Annotated in this window: 17 protein-coding genes; 11 read left to right on the forward strand and 6 right to left on the reverse strand. The window is 68.9% G+C overall.

Features of this window, described 5'->3' with window-relative positions; all coding sequences use genetic code 11:
- Nucleotides 1-478 precede the first annotated feature (478 nt).
- The 9 genes from ASF32_RS05040 (at nucleotide 479) to ASF32_RS05080 (ending at nucleotide 9,776) form a co-directional block, all read left to right on the forward strand.
- Nucleotides 479-1,117, forward strand: coding sequence for a ParA family protein (locus tag ASF32_RS05040; protein ID WP_056424260.1), 639 nt, complete (start codon nucleotides 479-481; stop codon nucleotides 1,115-1,117).
- Nucleotides 1,101-1,406: a ribbon-helix-helix domain-containing protein gene (locus ASF32_RS05045; protein ID WP_056424261.1), complete on the forward strand. Its 306-nt coding sequence runs from the start codon at nucleotides 1,101-1,103 to the stop codon at nucleotides 1,404-1,406. The genes ASF32_RS05040 and ASF32_RS05045 overlap by 17 nt, the downstream gene beginning before the upstream one ends.
- 395 nt (nucleotides 1,407-1,801) lie before the next feature.
- Entirely contained in the window at nucleotides 1,802-3,244 is a 1,443-nt protein-coding gene (locus ASF32_RS05050) for a septal ring lytic transglycosylase RlpA family protein (RefSeq protein ID WP_056424263.1), read from the forward strand.
- A gap of 165 nt (nucleotides 3,245-3,409) precedes the next feature.
- Complete coding sequence (locus ASF32_RS05055) at nucleotides 3,410-4,669, forward strand: D-alanyl-D-alanine carboxypeptidase family protein (RefSeq protein ID WP_056424265.1); 1,260 nt, start codon at nucleotides 3,410-3,412, stop codon at nucleotides 4,667-4,669.
- A complete protein-coding gene (gene tmk, locus ASF32_RS05060; protein WP_056424267.1) occupies nucleotides 4,666-5,361 on the forward strand; it encodes a dTMP kinase in 696 nt (231 codons plus the stop codon). The genes ASF32_RS05055 and tmk overlap by 4 nt, the downstream gene beginning before the upstream one ends.
- Nucleotides 5,351-6,406: a DNA polymerase III subunit delta' gene (locus ASF32_RS05065; protein ID WP_056424269.1), complete on the forward strand. Its 1,056-nt coding sequence runs from the start codon at nucleotides 5,351-5,353 to the stop codon at nucleotides 6,404-6,406. The genes tmk and ASF32_RS05065 overlap by 11 nt, the downstream gene beginning before the upstream one ends.
- An 82-nt stretch (nucleotides 6,407-6,488) precedes the next feature.
- Nucleotides 6,489-8,090, forward strand: a complete 1,602-nt coding sequence (gene metG / locus ASF32_RS05070) for a methionine--tRNA ligase (protein WP_056424272.1) — start codon at nucleotides 6,489-6,491, stop codon at nucleotides 8,088-8,090.
- Nucleotides 8,091-8,131: 41 nt separating this feature from the next.
- Nucleotides 8,132-8,929: a TatD family hydrolase gene (locus ASF32_RS05075; protein ID WP_056424274.1), complete on the forward strand. Its 798-nt coding sequence runs from the start codon at nucleotides 8,132-8,134 to the stop codon at nucleotides 8,927-8,929.
- A gap of 43 nt (nucleotides 8,930-8,972) precedes the next feature.
- On the forward strand, nucleotides 8,973-9,776 hold the full coding sequence (locus tag ASF32_RS05080) for an MBL fold metallo-hydrolase (protein WP_056424277.1): 804 nt from the start codon (nucleotides 8,973-8,975) through the stop codon (nucleotides 9,774-9,776).
- A 32-nt stretch (nucleotides 9,777-9,808) separates the two neighbouring features.
- Here the strand turns inward: ASF32_RS05080 and ASF32_RS05085 are convergent, their stop codons facing one another.
- The 3 genes from ASF32_RS05085 to ASF32_RS05095 all read right to left on the reverse strand — a co-directional run bounded on the left by ASF32_RS05085 (nucleotide 9,809) and on the right by ASF32_RS05095 (nucleotide 15,171).
- A complete protein-coding gene (locus tag ASF32_RS05085) occupies nucleotides 9,809-10,600 on the reverse strand; it encodes an SGNH/GDSL hydrolase family protein (protein WP_056424280.1) in 792 nt (263 codons plus the stop codon).
- Between the two features lie 358 nt (nucleotides 10,601-10,958).
- Nucleotides 10,959-14,114 carry an efflux RND transporter permease subunit gene (locus ASF32_RS05090; RefSeq protein WP_056424283.1) on the reverse strand — a complete coding sequence of 1,052 codons (3,156 nt, stop codon included), beginning with the start codon at nucleotides 14,112-14,114 and terminating at the stop codon, nucleotides 10,959-10,961.
- Nucleotide 14,115: 1 nt separating this feature from the next.
- Nucleotides 14,116-15,171, reverse strand: a complete 1,056-nt coding sequence (locus tag ASF32_RS05095) for an efflux RND transporter periplasmic adaptor subunit (RefSeq protein ID WP_056424287.1) — start codon at nucleotides 15,169-15,171, stop codon at nucleotides 14,116-14,118.
- Between the two features lie 209 nt (nucleotides 15,172-15,380).
- On the opposite strand from ASF32_RS05095, the gene ASF32_RS05100 reads away from it, so the two are divergent.
- Nucleotides 15,381-16,325 carry a DNA-3-methyladenine glycosylase gene (locus tag ASF32_RS05100; protein WP_056424292.1) on the forward strand — a complete coding sequence of 315 codons (945 nt, stop codon included), beginning with the start codon at nucleotides 15,381-15,383 and terminating at the stop codon, nucleotides 16,323-16,325.
- A gap of 118 nt (nucleotides 16,326-16,443) precedes the next feature.
- Complete coding sequence (locus ASF32_RS05105; RefSeq protein WP_056424294.1) at nucleotides 16,444-17,388, forward strand: DMT family transporter; 945 nt, start codon at nucleotides 16,444-16,446, stop codon at nucleotides 17,386-17,388.
- 15 nt (nucleotides 17,389-17,403) lie between these two features.
- Here ASF32_RS05105 and ASF32_RS05110 read toward each other — a convergent pair whose 3' ends face one another.
- The 3 genes from ASF32_RS05110 to ASF32_RS05120 all read right to left on the reverse strand — a co-directional run bounded on the left by ASF32_RS05110 (nucleotide 17,404) and on the right by ASF32_RS05120 (nucleotide 19,244).
- Nucleotides 17,404-17,880 carry a VOC family protein gene (locus ASF32_RS05110; protein WP_056424297.1) on the reverse strand — a complete coding sequence of 159 codons (477 nt, stop codon included), beginning with the start codon at nucleotides 17,878-17,880 and terminating at the stop codon, nucleotides 17,404-17,406.
- A gap of 62 nt (nucleotides 17,881-17,942) precedes the next feature.
- Nucleotides 17,943-18,674 (reverse strand): LuxR family transcriptional regulator, encoded by a 732-nt coding sequence (locus ASF32_RS05115; protein ID WP_056424534.1) that lies wholly within the window; start codon nucleotides 18,672-18,674, stop codon nucleotides 17,943-17,945.
- A 126-nt stretch (nucleotides 18,675-18,800) separates the two neighbouring features.
- A complete protein-coding gene (locus ASF32_RS05120; RefSeq protein ID WP_056424300.1) occupies nucleotides 18,801-19,244 on the reverse strand; it encodes a DUF488 domain-containing protein in 444 nt (147 codons plus the stop codon).
- Nucleotides 19,245-19,414 lie beyond the last annotated feature (170 nt).

A 19,414-nucleotide genomic window follows, 5' to 3' on the forward strand; every position in this document is an offset into this window, starting at 1 on the left:
GGATCTCCTGGGCCGCAGGGGCCGGGGCACTGACAGCGAAACAGTGACCGCGGAGCATCCCGAAGCCAGGTCGGACCTCCATTGGGTCATTACCTGAGGTTGAGAAATGCTTCGCTATCCGGCGACAGAGGCCGCATCCTACCCCTAAAATTGCATCACCGAAAGCGCTTAACACGTCAAACGTGCATTAAAGGCAACCTGAGATTGCCACCAAGTGCCTGTTCGCCGGGGGACGGGGAGATCGATCGTGGCGCACGATCCTCAGCCAACGGAACCCTCCGAGCCCAGGCATCGATCTTAACCACTGATTAACCATGACCCGCCAAAAACCGGGATCAGGGCATCCTGGTGTCACGGGACGACGGCTTCGAGCGCGTCCGGTGTCGATCCGGGGCCGGGAATTCGATCGGCCTCCGGGCCGATATTCGCCCCGGCACGGCAGGAATGCGACAAATCAAGCCGCGAGAAGGGCTCCCGTATGAAAGCCATCACCTTCGTCACCCAGAAGGGAGGCAGTGGAAAGAGCACCCTGTGCATCTCACTGGCGGTGGCGGCGCAGGAGCGCGGCCTGTCGGTCTGCATCCTGGAAATGGACCGCCAGGCGACGATCAGCGACTGGCTCGACCACCGCACGGCGGATGGCCCGGAAGTGGCGCAGATCGACGCGACGCAGATCGAAGCCGTCATGACCCAGCTGCGTGAATCCTCCTACGATTACGTCTTCATCGATACGCCGGGCGTCGACTCCACCGGCACGCTCTCGGCGATCCGCGCGGCCGATCTCTGCATCATCCCCTGCCGCCCCACCCCGGCGGACCTGCGCGCGTTCAAGCCGACCCTGGCCGCTATCTACCGCCTGGAGAAGAAGTTCGCCTTCGTGCTGAACCAGACCCCGCCGCGCTCCTACCGGATCCGCGACGCGGCCGACGGCCTCGCCGTGCTGGGCATCCTGCCGGACGTGAACATCGTCGCGCGGACCGATCACCAGGACGCGATCGGCGTCGGTCAGGGCGTCACCGAATTCAACCCCAAGGGCCAGGCCGCCGGCGAAGTCCGCAAGCTCTGGACGTGGATCGAGAAGCGGATGCAGGTCGTCAAACATGCCAAAGCCGCCTAGGCCGAGCCTCGCCTCCATCGTCGCGGGAGCCGCCTCCCCAGGGAGGAGCGCCGACATCGTCCAGCTCGATACGGGCCACACGCCCGTCCGCAAGGCGCCGGGCACCCTGAAGGAGCGTGCCAGGCAGATGTCGGTCTATCTGGAGCCGCCGGTCTACGACCAGCTGCGCGACCTCGCCCATACCGAGCGCACGAAGATGCATGCGCTCATGCTCGAAGCCCTCGATCTGCTGTTCAAACAGCGCGGGACCATGCCGATCGAGCGGCTGAACGAGACGAGCCACCGCTGATACCCGGCTCCTGTCGATGCCTGGCATCGACAGGAGAAAATCATTTTTCATCAAATACTTATTTGCATACCCTCAACTGACACATCCGCATTTGGCGGCACCGACCTCCTGACCTTCCGGGCAGAATTTCGAGACGATGTCCACAACCGCGAGAACGTGATTCTCTTCACTCTGATAGGGCTTTGTAGCGCGCTCTTCACTTGATGAATGAACGGATAAGGCCGGCTCCGCCCTCCAGCCCCAGCGTTCAGGTTTCCTTTACGTCAACCCGACAATTGTCTGTGCAATCGAAGCCCGTTCTTTCCGGGCGGCCTTCGACGGCCGGACCGGATCGCTCTTCCGTTCCCCGAGCCCTGTATGGCGTTTCGAGAGCGTAGAGTGCTGGGCGGTTCGGTATGGCGCGTTCGACGAAGGCCGGATCGGCTCCAACGGCGGGCGTACCGCTGCTGCGCCTCCTCGCCGTGTCCGTGGTGGCATTGACCACCGCCAATTGCGCGCAGAACACCCAGAAGCTCGCTGGCCCGGCCGGTTCCTCCGGATCGTCCTACGATCCGAAATACGGTGTGAAGGCCAGTCCTCGCCTCTATAACGAGGGCGACACGATCCCCAAGGGCGGCGGCCGCCGCTTCTCGGGAAAGCCCTACGTGGTGGCGGGCCGCACCTACGTGCCCCGCGACGATGCCAAGGGCTATGTCCGCGAGGGCCTGGCCTCCTGGTACGGCAGCGCGTTCCACGGCCGGATGACCGCCAACGGCGAGGTGTTCGACCGTCACTCCATCGCAGCCGCCCACCCGACGCTGCCGCTGCCGAGCTACGTCCGGGTCACCAACCTCGCCAACCGCCATTCGATGATCGTGCGCGTCAACGATCGCGGCCCTTATCATGCCAACCGGCTCATGGACGTGTCGGAGGAGGTGGCCCAGGCCCTGGAATTCCACCGTAGCGGCACCGCCAAGGTCCGGGTGGAGTATGTGGGCAAGGCCTCCACTGCCGGCAGCGACGACCGCAAGCTGATGGCGACCTTGCGCACCGATGGCGCGCCTGCCCGCGTCGGCGGCGCTTCACCGGTGATGATGGCCGATCTCGGCCCCGATGCCGAAACGGAGCGTCTGTCGCGCGCGCAGCGTCCCGCCATGGCCTTCAAGCCGGCCCCTGACGAGGACGATGCAGCTCCCGCGCCGCGTCCTGCCCGGCCCGCGCCGGTCCTGGTGGCAGGCGGCTCCAGCGTCGCCGTACCGGCGGCCCTGCAGCCCACCGCGTCCCGGTCGCATGCGTTCCGGCCGACCATGCCGGATCGCCCGGCACCGGCCCTGCAGATGGCTCATGCCGCGCCGAAGGCGAAGGGATCGCCGCCCCACGCCGTGGCAGCGATGCGCCTCGCCTCGAACGCCGGCCCAGCCCAGAACCTTGCCCAAGCCCCTGCCCAGGCATCGAAGCACGGCGCCACGACGACCAAGGACGCGAAGACGCTCCAGGCCAAGCTGGAATCCTCCGCTCCGAAGACGAAACTCGCCCACGTGCCGGTCCCGGCGGCACCGCAGAGGATGGCGGCCGCCCCTGCTCCCTCGCGCGGCCCGGTGGTGAAGACGGCGAGCACCACGACCCCGGCACGCTCCGCGACAGGCCATGCCGCGGTGGCGAACCTGCGTCCGGCTGCGCCGCCCTCGAGCCCGCTGGGAACGGCCAAGGCCAGCGTCGCCAAGCTGTCCGTGCCTCCGGCCGGCTCGCAGCCCGTCGGCGCACAGGCCGGACGCGGCAAGTCGTCCGCCCCGGCAGTCGCCACCGCCGCAGCGAGGCCGGCCCAGCCACGCCGCTCGCGCATCGCCGAGGTCAACTGACCGTCGAACGACCGAGACCGGCGGCATCGTCTCGTCCACCGTGTCGCGACATCATCGGCAAAGTTGCGTTCGATTTCGCGGGCGATCCGCTATACCATCTCGCAAGGGCGAGAACGGACCGGGCTTATCAGCCAAGCCTCGGGGCCGACGGGCATGAGGCGAACGATGCGTGCGACGACGAACCGGACGAATCTGGCCGCCGGCTTTCGGGCCGGACTGGCCGGCTTGAGCCTGTCGGCGATCGGCTGGTTCGCCGCCCTCCCGGCCCTCGCCCAGAGCTTCCAGACAGCCGCTCCCCACGCCATCCTGATCGATGCGGATTCGGGCTCCGTGTTGTTCGAAAAGGCGGCCGACGAGCTGTTCTCGCCGGCCAGCATGGCCAAGCTGATGACCACGGAGATCGTGTTCAACGAGATCCGGCAGGGCCGGCTCAGCATGGACAGCGAATTCCAGATCACCGAGGACGCCTGGCGCCGGGGCGGTGCCGGGGGAGGCGGCTCCTCGATGTTCGCCCAGCTCAACAGCCGCATCAAGCTGTCCGATCTGCTGCGCGGCCTGATCGTGCAATCGGGCAACGACGCGGCCATCGCCATCGGCGAGGGCATCGCCGGCTCGGAGGAGAATTTCGGTCGGATGATGACCGCGCGAGCCAAGGAAATCGGCCTGACGCGCTCCACGTTCCGCAACGCCACCGGCTATTCCGCCCCCGACCAGAAGGTCACCGCACGCGATCTCGCCAAGCTGGCGATCCACCTCATCGACACCTATCCCGATCTCTACAAGATCTTCGCCGAGCGCGAGTTCACCTGGAACAAGATCAAGCAGCAGAACCGCAATCCGCTGCTGACCCTCGATATCGGGGCCGACGGGCTCAAGACCGGATATCTCGAGGAATCGGGCTACGGCCTCACGGGCTCGGCGGTCCAGAACGGCCAGCGCCTCATCATGGTGGTCAGCGGCCTCAAGACGGCGCGCGACCGCGCCGCCGAGTCGCGCAAGCTGGTGGAATGGGGATTCCGCGCCTTCGAGCCGCGCCAGATCTTCGCCAGCGGTGAGACCGTGGCCGATGCCTCCGTCTTCGGCGGGGCGCAGGGCAGCGTCCCGCTGGTGGCCAAGAAGCCGGTCCGGGTGCTCCTGCCCCGTGGCAACGGCGACCGCATCAGTGCCCGCGTCGTCTATCAGGGTCCGCTGACCGCGCCGGTGGAACAGGGCAAGGAGGTGGGCCGCCTGCGCATCACCCGCGGCGACACCCAGGCCCTCGACCTGCCGGTCTATGCCGGAGAAGACGTGCCAGCCGGCACGATCCCGCAGCGCGCCCTCGACGGGGCCTGGGAGTTCGGGACCGGGCTGTTCCGGCGCGCCTTCGACAAGGCCGGTGCCAGTGACAAGGCCGGCGCGACCGATAAGGCCGGCGCCAAATCGTGACCGGCCGAAACCGCGGGCGGGGAGGGGTCTTCATCACCTTCGAGGGCGGGGAGGGGGCCGGGAAATCGACCCAGATCGCCCGGCTCGCGACGCGCCTACGTGGTGCGTCCTCCGTCCCGGTGGTGACGACGCGCGAGCCCGGCGGCTCGGTCAAGGCCGAGGCGATCCGTGAGGCGTTGCTGGCTGGAACGGTGAAGCGGCACGGCCCCTTCGCCGAGGCGCTGCTGTTCTCCGCCGCCCGGATCGACCATCTCGACACGCTGATCCGCCCGGCCCTCGCCCGCGGCGAGACTGTGCTGTGCGACCGCTTCTCGGATTCGACCCGTGCCTATCAGGGAGCGGCGGGAGGCCTCGAACCAACCCTTCTCTCGGCCCTGGAGCGGGTCGTCGTCGGGGACACGAAGCCCGACCTCACCCTGATCCTCGACCTCGACCCCGTCATCGGCCTCGCCAGGGCGAAGGCCCGCGCCGGGGAGGGGGAGGCGGCCGACCGGTTCGAGGCGGAGGCCCTCGCCTTCCACACCCGCCTGCGGCAGGCGTTCCTCGCCATCGCCGCAATGGAGCCGGAGCGCTGCGTCGTCATCGATGCCGGCCTCCCCCCGGATGCGGTGGAAGAGGCGATCGCAGCCGTCCTCGCGGCCCGCCTGCCCAGCCTTCTCTCCGGCCCGGAGGCCACCGACGATGCGGCCTGACCGTGCTCCGGAGGATGTCGAACCCGGCGACCTCGCCGATATTCCACGGCCACGCGAGCAGGCCGGCCTCGTCGGCCATGCGGAGGCGGAGGCCGCCTTCATCGAAGGGATCGGCTCGGGACGCCTGCACCATGCCTGGCTCATCGGCGGCCCGCGCGGCATCGGCAAGGCGACCCTGGCCTATCGGGTGGCGCGCTGGCTCATCGCCAACCCGCGCCCCGGCCACGTCCCGGATACCCTCGCGGTCGATCCCTCGCATCCGGCGGCGCGGCAGGTGGCGGCCCTATCGCATCCCAACCTCGTGGCCCTGCGCCGGACGCGGCCACACAATGCCAAGACGCTCGCGACCAAGATCTCGGTCGATGCCGCGCGCCATGCCCTCGACCTGTTCGGCTCGACGGCGGGCAATGACGGCTACCGCATCTGCATCGTCGACAGCGCCGAGGATCTCAACGCCAACAGCGCCAATGCCCTGCTCAAGATGGTGGAGGAGCCGCCGCCGCGCTGCCTGTTCCTCATCGTCAGCCACGCGCCGGGCCGGCTGCTGCCGACGATCCGCTCACGCTGCCGTGCCCTCAACCTGCGGCCCCTGGGGGAGGGGGAGGTGGCCGAGGTCCTAGGAAGCTTCCCTCCCCCTTTCGTCCGGCCCGACCCGGAGGTCCTGGCCCGTGCCGCCGCCCTCTCCGAGGGCTCGGTGTCGCAGGGCTTCGCCATGCTCGATCCGGGGACATCCAACGTCGTCGGCGAGATGGAGACCCTGCTGTCGCGCCTCGACCATCCCGACTGGCGCCGCATCCTGGCGCTGGCCGACAAGCTTTCGGGGCGGGACGCGGACGAGCATTTCGCCGCGAGCCTCGAGGCGGTGTTCCGCTTCGTCTCCGCCGAACTCGACAGACGGCGCCACGAGCCCCCCGCTCGCCTTGCGGCCCTGGTGGAGGTGTGTGACAAGATCGCCCGCGCCGCCCGGGAGGCCGCGATCTACAACCTCGACCGCCGGCCGCTGATCCTCTCGCTGTTCGGCGACCTCGCGGGCGCCGTACGCTGAAGGGACGTGAGCCGGTTCGGCCCGTGCTCCCGGAGCCGTCCCGTGAACCCATGAACCCTGTATCCGGGGATACCGCTACGCGATGGCCAACGATCCAGGCCCCACCCTTTCCGATGCCAATGCCCTTTCCCATGCGAAAACCTTCGGCATCAGCACGGCGATCTCCTATCCCAACGGCGCGCCGCATATCGGCCACGCCTACGAGGTGATCGCCACGGACGCGATCGCGCGCTTCAAGCGCCTCGACGGCTACGACGTGCTGTTCTCCACGGGCACCGACGAGCACGGGCTCAAGATCCAGCAGACCGCCTCCAAGGCCGGGATCAGCCCGAAGGCCCTCGTCGACGACATGGCCGCGCGCTTCAAGGCCATGGCCGAGGCGCTGAACTGCAGCCACGACCGCTTCATCCGCACCACGGAGCCGGACCATTATGCCGCCGCCCAGGAACTCTGGCGGCGCATGGAGGCCAATGGCGACATCTACCTATCGAAATATGCCGGCTGGTACTCGGTGCGCGACGAGGCCTATTACAACGAGGACGAGACCGAGACCGCCCCCGACGGGACGCGCCGCGCGCGGGAGACCGGCACGGCCGTGACCTGGATGGAAGAGGAGAACTTCCTGTTCCGTCTCTCCGCCTATCAGGATCGGCTGCTGGCTCTGTACGAGGCCCAGCCCGACTTCATCGGCCCCGAGACACGGCGCAACGAAGTGGCGAGCTTCGTCCGCTCCGGCCTCAAGGACCTCTCCGTCAGCCGCACCACTTTCGACTGGGGCGTGCCGGTGCCAGGGCACCCGGACCACGTCATGTATGTCTGGGTCGATGCGCTGACGAACTACCTCACGGTCACCGGCTTCCCCGACGATGCGGATCCACGAAAAAGCTTCTGGCCGATGGACCTGCACGTCATCGGCAAGGACATCGTGCGCTTCCACGCGGTCTACTGGCCGGCCTTCCTGATGTCGGCGGGTCTGCCGCTCCCCAAGCGCGTCTTCGGCCACGGCTTCCTGCTCTCCAAGGGCGAGAAGATGTCGAAGTCGCTCGGCAACGTGGTCGATCCGATGGACCTCATCGCGACCTACGGGGTCGATGCGTTGCGCCAGTTCGTCCTGCGCGAAGTCCCCTTCGGCGGCGATGGCAATTACAGCCACGAGGCCATCATCACCCGCTACACGGCGGACCTCTCGAACGGTCTCGGCAACCTCGCCCAGCGCTCTCTCTCGATGATTGCGAAGAATTGCGGCGGCCTCGTCCCCGAGCACGGCGACTTCACGGAGGACGACCGGGCCCTCCTGGCGCTGGCGGACGCCCTGCCGGGCTCCGTGCGGGTGGCGATGGACAAGCTCGCCCTCCACACGGCGCTCGCCGACATCTGGGCCGTGGTGACGGCCTCGGACCGCTATTTCGACGCGCAGAAGCCCTGGGTCCTGCGCAAGACCGACCCTTCCCGCATGGCCGCCTCGCTCTACGTGGTGGCCGAGACCTTGCGGGCCATCGGCATCCTGGTGCAGCCCTTCATGCCGGATTCGGGCGCCAAGCTCCTCGACCTCCTGGCCGTGCCCGCCGACGGGCGGCAGCTCGCGGATATCGGGGAGGGGGGTCGGCTGGTGCCGGGCACGGCGCTCCCGGCGCCGAGCGGGCTGTTCCCGCGCTTCGTCGAGCCGGAGGCTCCCGCCGTCTGAGGCGGGGTCCGCAGCGTCACCGAGAATCCCGAGTTTTGTCCATGCTGGTCGACAGCCACTGCCATCTCGACTTCCCGAACTTCGTCGAGGATCTTCCCGGCGTGATCGCCCGCGCCGAGGCGGCGGGCGTGACGGGGATGCTCACCATCTCGACGCGAATCGCCAAGGCGCGGGTCTACGAGGCCCTGTCCGAGGCTCATCCGCACATCTGGCACACCGTAGGGACCCATCCGAATGGGGCAGGGGACGAGCCCGACGTGCCCACGGAAGAGATCGTCGCCCTCACCCATCATCCGCGCTGCGTCGGGATCGGCGAGGCGGGGCTCGACTACCACTACGAAGACGCCGCCCCGGAAGCGGTGCAGGAGCGGGTGTTCCGCCGGCATATCGCGGCCTCCCGCGAGACCGGCCTCCCCCTCGTCATCCATGCCCGCGATGCCGACGAGCACATGGAATCGGTGCTCGTCGACGAGATGAAGCGCGGGGCCTTCAAGGCGGTGCTGCACTGCTTCTCCTCGGGCCGACGCCTGGCGGAAGTCGGGGTCGAACTCGGCTTGTTCGTCTCCTTCTCGGGCATCGTCACCTTTCGGCGCTCGCACGAGCTCCGCGACATCGCCCTCGCCGTCCCCCGCGACCGCATCCTGGTGGAGACCGACGCGCCGTTCCTGGCGCCCGAGCCCCATCGCGGGCGCAGCAACGAGCCGGCCTATACCGCCGACACCGCCCGCTCCCTGGCCAAGACCCTCGACATGGAGTTCGAGGCCTTCGCGAGCCTGACGACGGCCAATTTCCACCGCCTGTTCGACAAGGCGACCCCATCCGGCGGCCGGGCGGCATGACAGCGGCCCGCGCGCTCCGATACCAGCGGACCGGGAGGTGCGGATGGGTTCTCTGACGTTGACGATCCTCGGCTGCGGCTCGTCCGGCGGCGTTCCCCGTGTGGGTTACGGCTGGGGCGCTTGCGATCCGTCCGATTCGAGGAACCGGCGGCGGCGCTGCTCGATCCTGGTGGAGCGGCGAGGGCAGGCGGGGTCCACGACCCTTCTGGTCGATACCTCGCCGGATTTGCGGGAGCAGCTTCTGGCGGCGCGGGTCCAGAGCCTCGACGCGGTGCTGTTCACCCATGCCCATGCGGACCATACCCACGGGATCGACGACGTCCGGCCGCTGGTGATCCACATGCACCGGCGCATCCCGGTCTATGCCGATGCCGAGACTCGCGCCCTGCTGACGATGCGCTTCGGTTATTGCTTCGAGACGCCGCCCGGCAGCGCCTATCCGCCGATCCTCGACATGAACGATCTCGTGGCGGGCGAGCCGGTGACGATTCCGGGTGAGGGCGGTGCGATCGAGGCCGTGGCCTTCGGTATGGAGCACGGCACCGAGAGCGCCCATGGCTTTCGCTTCGGCCCGGCGGCTTACGCGCCAGATGTCAGCCTGATGCCGGAAGCGGCCAAGGCGCAACTCCGCGGCCTCGATCTCCTCATCATCGATGCCCTGCGCGACACCCCTCACCCGACCCATTACTCTGTCTCGGATGCGCTCGCGCTGATCGAGGAGGTGCGCCCGCGCCGCGCGATTCTCACCAACCTCCACACCGATCTCGACTACGCCACGCTCGCGGCCAAGCTGCCGCCGGGCGTGGTTCCGGCCTATGACGGATTGTCGGTGAGCGTGGACCTCTAGACGCGCAGGCAGAGTGCCGGGGAGGGCGCGCGTCAGTTACGCATGGGGTCGGCCGGGATCAGGCCGGCATTGACCAGGATCTGCGCCGTGGCCGCCTTGGCGAGGCGGTCATAGCCCGCATCGGTCATGTGCAGCCCGTCGGGGCCGATCATCTGCGCCGGGCTGAGCAGGCCGCTGGCGGCCCAGGTCCGCATCAGGGCGTGACGGCGGATCACCGGCACGTCGAGCTCGGCCGCGAGGCTGTGCAACGCGTCGCCATAGCGCTCGGCACCGTTGGTCGTCGTCAGGCGGCGGCACCATTGCTGGTCCATGAGGATGACGTCGGAGCCGGCGGCGCGCATCGCCGTGATGCCCTGACGGGTCAATTCGGTGAAACGCTCCACCGTGACGCCGGTCATCGGGTCGTTACTGCCGGTCTGCCAGATCACGAGGTCGGGCCGCTCGGCCAGAACGTCCCGGTCGAGGCGGCGGGCCATGGCCTCGGCGTCATCACCACCCTTGCCGCGGTTGAGGACCGTGACGATGGGATGCTTGGCGCCAGCGACGTCGAGACGTCCCTGCAGGTCTTCCTGCAATTGGGCGGGGTAGGCGGTGGCGGGGGAGGAGGCCCCCGACCCTTCCGTGGACGAGGAGCCGAAGGCGACGATGCGGATGTCGGATCCGGCCTTCACCAGGGCGGCCACGTGGGAGAGCTTGGCCAGCGCCCGGGCGGGAATGGCCGGCTTCGATACCACGGGCTCCGCCCATGCCGGAGCGCCGAGGCCCAAAGCCACGAGGGCCAGGCCGAGGAACGGGGCGGCGCAGGGTTTGAGAAGGGTCAGCATCGGATCCGCTTCGAGAACGATCGGGGCGGGCGGTCGCGAAGACCGGTCCCACTCCGCCACGGGTTAGACACGCGGTTTGAGATAGGATTGTGACGATTGCCCCTGAAACTGGCGGATCGCTTAAGGAAGCTGGTGAGCAAGGCGTAAAGCCGCCATCTCTCGGCGACACTTCATGGAATGGTGAATCCCAGCTTCGTGTCAAGTTGGTCCTGTAAGCCCCCCTCACCCCGTTCTCCAGGGCTTCATGTTCCATAATATATCTTATGCGAATGACAGATATGGGTTTTGAAAGGGCCTGATTCGCCATCTGGGTTCGCCGTACCGTACGGTACCGACCGGCGGCTCGCTCCGGATCTCCCTAGGATTCCCGCGCCGTGTCCGGCGCCCTGCCCTCGCCGGTGGTGAACAGGCCGTAGCGCAGGGCCAGGGTCGGCAGGATCAGGAGGTTCAGGACCGTCGAGGTCACGAGGCCGCCGAGGATGACGATGGCCATCGGTCCCTCGATCTCGCGGCCGGGCTCGCCGGCTCCCAGCGCCAGGGGCAGCAGGCCGAGGCCGGTGACGAGGGAGGTCATCAGGATCGGCACCAGCCGGTCGGCGGCCCCTTCCACCGCCGTGTCGCGGTCCCACGCCCGGCCGTCGATGGCGACGAGATGCTCGTAATGCGAGATCATCATGATGGTGTTGCGGAGCGAGATGCCGAACAGCGTCACGAAGCCGACGATGGAGCCGAGCGACAGCACGGCCCCAGTGGCGAAGACCGCCAGTACCCCGCCGACGAAGGCGAAGGGCAGGTTGACCAGGACCAGCATGAGGTTGCGCGCGCTGCCCGTGACCATGGCCAGCAGCAGCACGATGCCGAGGCCCGCGAGCCCGGAGAACAGCAGCAGGTCGCGCTTGGCCCGCGCCTGGGCTTCGGCCGAGCCTGAGAAACTCACATAGACGCCGCTCGGCAGGGCCACTTCCTTGGCGATCTTGCGCCGCGCCGCCTCGACGAAGGAGGCGACGTCGCGCCCCGTGACGTTGGCGGTGATGGCCTGGACGCGCTGGGCACCCTGATGCTGGACCTGGTAGCGCCCCGAGGTCTCGTAGATGTCCGCCACCTGGGCGAGGCGGATGAAGCGGCCGTTCGAGGAGCGCAAGGGGAGGTCGCCCAAAGCGGTGAGACGTCCCCTCGCCCCGGAATCGAGGATGACGAGGACGTTGAAGACCGCGTTGCCCTCATAGGTCTGGCCGACCACGTCGCCCTGATAGGCGGTGCGCACCACCTCCATCACCTCGACGGCCGAGAGCCCCCAATGGCGCAGGTCGTTGGGCCGGAGCCCGACGTTGATCTGCGGCAGCCCGGCCGGGGAAGCCTGCTGGATGTCGGTGGCGCCGCGCACCTCGGCGAGTTCGCGGGCGATGTCGCGGGCGGCGGCCTCGATCCGGGCGAGGTCGTTGCCGAAGACGTTGATGACGACCGGCGCGGTGTAGCCTGAAACCGTCTCCTCGATGCGCTCGGTGAGGAAGGTCTTGAGCGAGAAGGCGGCACCGGGAAACCCCGCCATCAGGGTGCGGATATCGGCCTCGGCCCTGCCCTGCCCCGCGCCGTCGAGCCCCGGTTCGAGGTCGATATGGATCTCGCTGTAATGGGTGCCGGCGGTGTCCTGCCCCGCCTCGGCGCGGCCGATCTGAGAAGCCACGGCGCGGATGCCGGGGATCTTCCGGAGTTCGGTGGTGATGCGGCCGCCGAGGCGCATGGATTCCCCGAGCGACGTGCCGGGCGCCGCCGCCATGTGCAGGATCAGGTGACCCTCCTTCAGGTCGGGCAGGAAGGTGCTGCCGAAGAAGGGGGTCGCGGCGGCGCCCGCCAGGGTCACCAGGATGCCGAAGGCGATGACGATGCGCGGTGCGCGGTTGATCCCCTGGAGGAGGCGGGTGTAGCCGCCGCGCGACCAGCGCATCACCGGCGGGTCGCGCATGTCCGTCTCGCGCCGCCCGGTGAGGAGCATCATCGACAGAGCGGGGGTGACGGTGAGCGCCACGGCGAGCGAAGCCACCACCGCGAGGATGTAGGCGAGGGCGAGGGGGGCGAACAGCTTGCCGGCGATGCCGGACAGGACCAGCACCGGCAGGAACACCAGTAGTACCGCGAAGGTGGCGTAGGCGACCGCGGTGCGGACTTCCAGGATGGCGTCGATGACCACCCTCCCCTCCGGGACGGGCGAAGCGAGGCGCCGGTTCTCGCGCAGGCGGCGCACCACGTTCTCGACGCCGATCACCGCGTCGTCCACCACCTCGCCGATGGCGATGGCGAGGCCGCCCAACGTCATGGTGTTGAGGCTTTCGCCCATGGCCTGGAGCGCCACCACGGCGGCGATGAGGGAGAGCGGGATCGCCACCGACGAGATCACGCAGGTGCGCCAATCGTACAGGAAGGCGAACAGCACGACGACGACGAGGATGCCGCCGAGCCCGAGCGCCTGGAGCACGTTGGCATTGGCGATGGTGATGAAGTTCGCCGGCCGGAACAGATCCGGCCGCAAAGCCACGCCTTCCCGGTCGAGGGCCGGGCGCAGGTCTTCGAGGGCGGCCTCCACCCGGGCGGTGACCTCGCGGGTATTGGCGCCGTATTGCGCACCGACCATGAGGAGCACGCCGCGCTTGCCGTCCACCAGGGCGGCGCTGATCGGCGGCTCGCCGGCGGCGATCACGGTGGCGACGTCGCCGAGGGTGACGCTGGCGCCGCCCTCGTTGATAAGCACCGTGCGGGCCAGCTCCTCCGGGGTGAGCGACTGCCCCTCGGTCTGGAGGGTGACGCGCTGGTTGATCGTGTCGACGAAGCCCGCCCCGCGCACGCCGGTGGCCTTGCGGGCGGCGGCGAGCACGTCGTTCATGCCGATATTGTAGCGGATGAGGTCCGCCGGCCGGATCTGGACCTGGAGCGAGCGCACGGCGCCGCCATAGACCGAGACCTGACTGACGCCCGGCACGGCCAGGAGCCGGAGGCGCACGGTCCAGTCGGCGATGGTGCGCAGGTCGAGGTCGGAGCGCCGCTCCGAGGTCAGGCCGACGAGGAGCACGGTGCTGGTGGCCGAGGTGAGTGCGGTCATCGCCGGGGGCAGCACGCCCTGCGGCAGACGGCCGGCGAGCGCCGTCAGCCGCTCGGTGACGAGCTGGCGGACGCGGTAGACGTCGCTGCCGGTACCGAAGGTGACGGTGATGACCGACAGGCCCTGGATCGAGCTCGACCGCAGGGATTCGATCCCCGGCAAGCCGTTCACCGCCACCTCGATCGGTTGGGTGACCAGCACCTCCACCTGTTCGGGATTGAGGCCGGGCGCCTCGGTCTGGACGACCACGGAGGGCGGGGCGAATTCCGGGAACACGTCGTATTTCGCGTCCCCCAGCACGTAGATGCCGTAGCCGGCGAGCGCGAGGCTGAGCGCCAGGACGATGCCGCGAAAGCGCACCGCGAAGGCGACGAGAGCCGCCTGGGGGCCGCTCGGGGAAGCGTTCGGAACGTCGCTCACGTCAATCGTCGTCCACGCCGCCGGAGACGGAGAGCAGGCTCTTCATCTCCTCGGACAAGAGCGCCTGCGCGCCCGTCAGCACGATCTCGGTCTCACCGGGCAGGTCCTCCACCACATAGGCATCGGCCGACATGGGCGGGTCGGCCTTGAGAGCGTGGCGGGCGAAGGCGTCGGGCGCCACCGCGCGGTAGATCCAGGTTCCGCCCTGCCAATGCACCACCGCATCCTCGGGCACGCTGATGCCGGTGACGCTCCGGTCGGAGGCGAGGAAGGCGAGCATGCTCATGCCGGGCAGGAAGCCGCTATCGCCCGGCACGGTGTAGAAGTAGCTGAGGCCCTGGATGCGCTGGTCGGTGCGGGTGGCCGGCGAGACGTAGCGCAGCGCGATCCGCGCGCTCTGCGGCGGCACCTCGGCGAAGGCGGCGGCGGGTTGGCCCTTGATGCTCTCGCCCGGCGGCAGGGTCACTTGGACCAGGAAGTCGACGCGCTCGATCAGCCGGGTGATGGCCGGCGAGCGCTCGACGATGGCCCGTCCGATCACCGGCCCCCATTCCTGCTGCGCGGTGGCGGCAAGGGTGCGGACCTGCGATTCCGCCGCCGCCAGAGCGGCCTGATCGGTCTGAAACGTGCCCTCGGTGGTCTCGACCTGGACGGTGGTGGCGTAGGGGCCGAGATTCTTGGCGCGCTGGAAGGCGTTGCGCGAGACCTCGACCCGGGCCTGGGCGGTCTGGAGCTGCGCCCTGGCGCTGGCGTAGGAATTGGTCAGGTCGGTGACCCTGGCGACGTCGAGGACGCTGCCATAGGCCTGGAGTTCCTCGCGGTGCGGCGCGTAAGGGCGGACCTGCGTGGCGATGCCGAGACGCTCGCGCTCCTCCGGCTTGAGCCGGACCACGGTGCGCCCGTCCTCGATGGCGGTGCGCTGAGCCGGAAGATGACGCGGGGCAGGGGGACCGGGGGCGACCCGCTCCCGCAGTTCGGCGATGAGGGCCGTGCCGGCTTCGCTCACCGCGAAGGCGGCGATTCCGGCCACGATTCCCGCGAAGAGGAGACCACGCACCCACGACACCAGAACCGCCCTCCCCGGCCTCGCGATCGATACGCCGCGTTGTCCCTCGTGAACGGATACAGCGTCGCCCCGCAACCCGATACGGGCGATGCCGGATTTTCCCGTCCTGCCTCTCGTCCTGCCTCGCACCGTTGCGCCGGCCTGCGCGCGGTTTCGCGATTCCCGCGGCCGTGAGATGGTGGAGGCGGCCGGAGAGCGTCGTGACCCATATCATCCCGCTGCCCTACAGGCCGCCCTACGACTGGCCCGCGATCCTGGCCTATCTCGGCGGCCGGGCCATTCCGGGTGTCGAGGTGGTGACGGCGGACGCCTATGCCCGGACCGTCTTCATCGGCGGGCTCCCCGGCACGATCTCCGTCATGCAGGGCGGGGACGATGCCCTCGTCGCGACGGTGGATCATCCCGATCCGGCGATTCTGCCGGACGTTCTGGCACGGCTGAGGCCGATGTTCGATCTCGATGCCGACCCGGCCCTGATCGCGGCCGCGCTCTCGCGCCACCCCGACCTCGCCCCCCTCGTGGCCGAACGGCCGGGCCTGCGGGTTCCGGGCGCCTGGGACGGGTTCGAGATCGCGGTACGCGCCATTCTCGGACAGCAGGTCTCGGTGAATGCGGCGACCCGGCTCGCCGGCCGACTGGTTGCCGCCTTCGGTGAAGCGCTGGCGCCGGACTACGCCGGAACGGGGCTGACCCACCTGTTCCCGACGCCGGATCGCCTGCTCGATGCAGACGTGGCCGCGCCCCTCGGCATGCCGGGGGCACGCGGCAGAGCGATCAGCGCCCTCGCGGCGGAGGCCCATGCGAATCCCGCTCTGTTCGCACGGGGACGCGGACTCGATCCGGCGGTGGCCGCCCTGAGGGCGTTGAGCGGGATCGGCGAGTGGACGGCGCAGTACATCGCCCTCAGGGCCTTGCGCGAACCGGATGCGCTGCCGGCGAGCGACCTCGCCCTGCTCCGGTCCCTCGATACCGGGGCGGGGCGTCCGACACCGGCGCAATTGCTCGTCCGGGCCGAAGCCTGGCGGCCCTGGCGGGCCTACGCCGCAGTGCATCTCTGGACGAGCGACGCCGCGCGGATCGCCGCCGCCCTGCCTGTCCCCAAACCCGCCGCCAAGCGCCGCCCTCCCCGGCCCGTCTCCGAGTAGGATCCGTGATGTCAGCCCTGCTTCCGGCGGCCTTGCTCAGCCCGTCATGGGCGGGACAGAAGGGGATGGCGGTACCGCCAGCGAAGAAACATCTCCGAGCAAAGCCCCCGAAGGGATCATGACCTCTCCGTCCGCCTCCCCCGGCCCGGCCGTCGAGACCCGTGGCGCCGGGGCCGCCTACCCGCTCCTCCTGTTCACGACCCTGCTGTGGGGCGGCAACGTGGTCGCGGGCAAATGGGCCGTCGGGGAAGTCTCGCCTCAGGTGCTCACCTGCCTGCGCTGGGCCTTCGCCTGCCTCGCGCTGGCCTGGCCGGCCTGGCGCGGGATCGTGGCCGAGCGCCACCTGATCGCGCGCCACTGGCGCTACGTCCTCCTGATGGGGGCCTGCGGCTACACCGCCTATGCGAGCCTGTTCTACGCCGCCGGCATCTACACCACCGGCGTCAACGTCGCGCTGTTCCAGGGAGCGATTCCGGTCCTCGTCATCCTGCTGAACTACGTCGTGCACCGCGTCGCCGTCACCGGAGCGCAGATCCTCGGCGTCGTCATCACCCTCGGCGGCGCGGGCGTCGCGGCGACCCACGGCGACTGGCACATCCTGTCGACGCTCTCCTTCAACATCGGCGACATGCTGATGCTCGGCGCCTGCCTGCTCTATGCCGGCTACACCGTCGCCCTCGCCGACCGGCCCAAGATGTCCGGCCTGACCTTCTTCTCGGCGATGGCGCTGGCGGCCCTCGTGACCTCCCTGCCCGCCCTCGTCCTCGAACAGGCTGCCGGAACCCTGATCTGGCCGACACCGAAGGGGTGGGCCATCGTCGCTTTCGTGGCCCTCGGCCCGTCCCTGATCGCCCAGCTCTCGTTCATGCGGGGCGTCGAATTGATCGGCCCGAACCGCGCGGGGGTGTTCGTGAACCTCGTGCCGATCTTCGGCTCGGGCCTCGCCATCCTCGTCGTCGGCGAAGCGTTCCAATGGTACCAGGCCGCGGCCTTGGCCCTCGTGCTTGGCGGCATCGTCATCGCCGAGCGCTTCGGCCGCCGCGAACGCCCGGGCGGCGGGTGAGGCGAGACGTCCGGTTCAGCCGGCGGCCGCACGCTCGAGGGCGGCGATGTCGAGCTTGATCATGTCCTGCATGGCGGAGAAGACGCGGCTCGCCACGGCCGGATCGGGGTCGGCCAGCAACCGGGGGAGGATCGTGGGTACGATCTGCCAGGGCACTCCCCACCTATCCCGGAGCCAGCCGCACATGATCTCGGCCCCGCCATCCGCGATGAGCGCCGTCCATAACCGATCGACCTCGTCCTGGTCGGCGCAGGCCACCGAGATCGAAGCGGCGGTGCCGTAATCGGCCGTGGCGCCTCCGTTCAGGGCCTGAAAGCTCTGTCCGCCGAGGGTGAAGGCCACCTGCAGCGCATCGCCCGCCTCCCCGCCCGGCCAGGGTCCAGGCGAGCGCTGGACATGGTCGATCCGCGAATCGGGGACGAGGGAGACGTAGAGGCCGACCGCCGCCTCGATATCCCTCCCGAACCACAGGCAGGTGCTGACCTTGGGCATCGTCGACTCCTCTCGCGAGACCGGGCCCGGATGAGGATATCAACGATCCGGTCCCGATCCCATCAGATGATGAGTCCCCGCCGCAGGGCGATGGCGACGGCCTGGGTGCGGTTGGCGGTGCCGAGCTTGGCGCGGGCGGAGCGCAGGTGGAAATCGACGCCATGGGCGGAGATCCCCATGACCTCGCCGATCTCCCAATCGGTCTTGCCTTCGGCCGCCCATTGCAGGGCCTCGCGCTCGCGCGGGGCGAGGCGCGCGGAGGCCGCCGGGCTCTGCCCGTTCAGCAGCAGCAGGTGGCCGAACGCGTAGGTGGCGATCAGTTGGAGCATGCCGCGATCCGCCGGATCGATGGCGAGGCGCTCGCCCGAGACGCTGAACCCGGCGGTCTCGCCGTCGAGGGTCATCAGCGGGATCGTCAGGCCGTCGCGCAGATGGAAATCCGCAGCCTCGTCCATCACCCTGCGCGCCAGGGGATCGTCGGCATGCTCATCGGTGGCGTCGCTCCAGGCGAAAGGCGCGGTCGAGTAGCCGAGGCGCTGCACCGTGGGGTCGTGGAAGGCATAGCCGCGCGTCAGGTAGCGCCGGCCCCATTCCATCGGGAAGGTGTTGAGCAGGACGTGGCCGCGCTGCTGGCGGACGGACGTGCCCCGCCCCGGCACCGTGGCCGCCATGATATGAGCGACGCCGAGATCCGCCAGTTCCGCCGCCAGAACCCGGGCGACGTCCTCGCCGCTCGCCGTCCGGTCGAGGGAACGGAGGAAGCCGAGGGTCTGATCGAGGGATTTGCGCGTCACCCGCGTTCTCGCCGGAGAATCCGACCACCATTCATGGTCGAGAAACATGTGGGCAACAGAACTCTAGATTGTCAACGACTCCGTTCGGCCGGAACCGGCCTTACGCGGGCAAGTCATGGGACGGTGTTATCCGAACAGGTCGACCGTCCTGAAACCGTTCGCTTCCAGTCGTTCGGCCAGGACGCGGCGGTGGCATCGCTCCGGGTCGCGCTCGAAGCAGAGGAGGCAGGTCGGCGCCCGCGAGGCGACCTCGCACAGGGCGGCGAGGGCGAGCCCGCCATCGGCGGTGTCGAGCACCTCTTCGCAGTAGATCCGGCGCATCAGCGCGGCATCATGGGCCCTCGCAGCCTCTCTCCCGGCCTTCGGCGTGCCGAGTTCCCGCGCATGCGCATAGGTGAGGCCCGCCTCTTCCAGGCTCGTCTTCAGCGCGTTCTTCGAGAAGCCCCGCTTGCGCGAATTGGCCACCGCGCGAACGTCGGCCAGCGTCGCGACGCCGGCATCCTTCAAAGTCGCCACGAAACGCTCGGAATCCAGCCCTTCGTAACCGATGGTGAACAAAACCTTGTCCAGACTCCCCTCCCCTCGAAATGCCTGATCGGCTCGGGACTTAGCATCCGCGACCGGCCTGCGGCGAAAGCGCCTGAATCCACCCTATGTGGTTCGTCCGCAACGAGTTCCGGAATTCCGCCGCATTGCCGTCAAAGCTCTGTTAACCGCACGGGGCCATCCCTTACCCATGA

Source organism: Methylobacterium sp. Leaf91, assembly GCF_001422815.1.
Taxonomy (GTDB): domain Bacteria; phylum Pseudomonadota; class Alphaproteobacteria; order Rhizobiales; family Beijerinckiaceae; genus Methylobacterium.

What these genes read in the sequence shown, in the direction of transcription:
- ASF32_RS05045 (WP_056424261.1), top strand. Translation starts at nt 1,101, where the DNA reads ATGCCAAAGCCGCCTAGGCCGAGCCTCGCCTCCATCGTCGCGGGAGCC.
- ASF32_RS05050 (WP_056424263.1), top strand. Translation starts at nt 1,802, where the DNA reads ATGGCGCGTTCGACGAAGGCCGGATCGGCTCCAACGGCGGGCGTACCG.
- metG (WP_056424272.1), top strand. Translation starts at nt 6,489, where the DNA reads ATGGCCAACGATCCAGGCCCCACCCTTTCCGATGCCAATGCCCTTTCC.
- ASF32_RS05110 (WP_056424297.1), bottom strand. Translation starts at nt 17,880, where the DNA reads ATGCCCAAGGTCAGCACCTGCCTGTGGTTCGGGAGGGATATCGAGGCG.
- ASF32_RS05085 (WP_056424280.1), bottom strand. Translation starts at nt 10,600, where the DNA reads ATGCTGACCCTTCTCAAACCCTGCGCCGCCCCGTTCCTCGGCCTGGCC.
- ASF32_RS05105 (WP_056424294.1), top strand. Translation starts at nt 16,444, where the DNA reads ATGACCTCTCCGTCCGCCTCCCCCGGCCCGGCCGTCGAGACCCGTGGC.
- ASF32_RS05055 (WP_056424265.1), top strand. Translation starts at nt 3,410, where the DNA reads ATGCGTGCGACGACGAACCGGACGAATCTGGCCGCCGGCTTTCGGGCC.
- ASF32_RS05040 (WP_056424260.1), top strand. Translation starts at nt 479, where the DNA reads ATGAAAGCCATCACCTTCGTCACCCAGAAGGGAGGCAGTGGAAAGAGC.
- ASF32_RS05080 (WP_056424277.1), top strand. Translation starts at nt 8,973, where the DNA reads ATGGGTTCTCTGACGTTGACGATCCTCGGCTGCGGCTCGTCCGGCGGC.
- ASF32_RS05075 (WP_056424274.1), top strand. Translation starts at nt 8,132, where the DNA reads ATGCTGGTCGACAGCCACTGCCATCTCGACTTCCCGAACTTCGTCGAG.
- ASF32_RS05065 (WP_056424269.1), top strand. Translation starts at nt 5,351, where the DNA reads ATGCGGCCTGACCGTGCTCCGGAGGATGTCGAACCCGGCGACCTCGCC.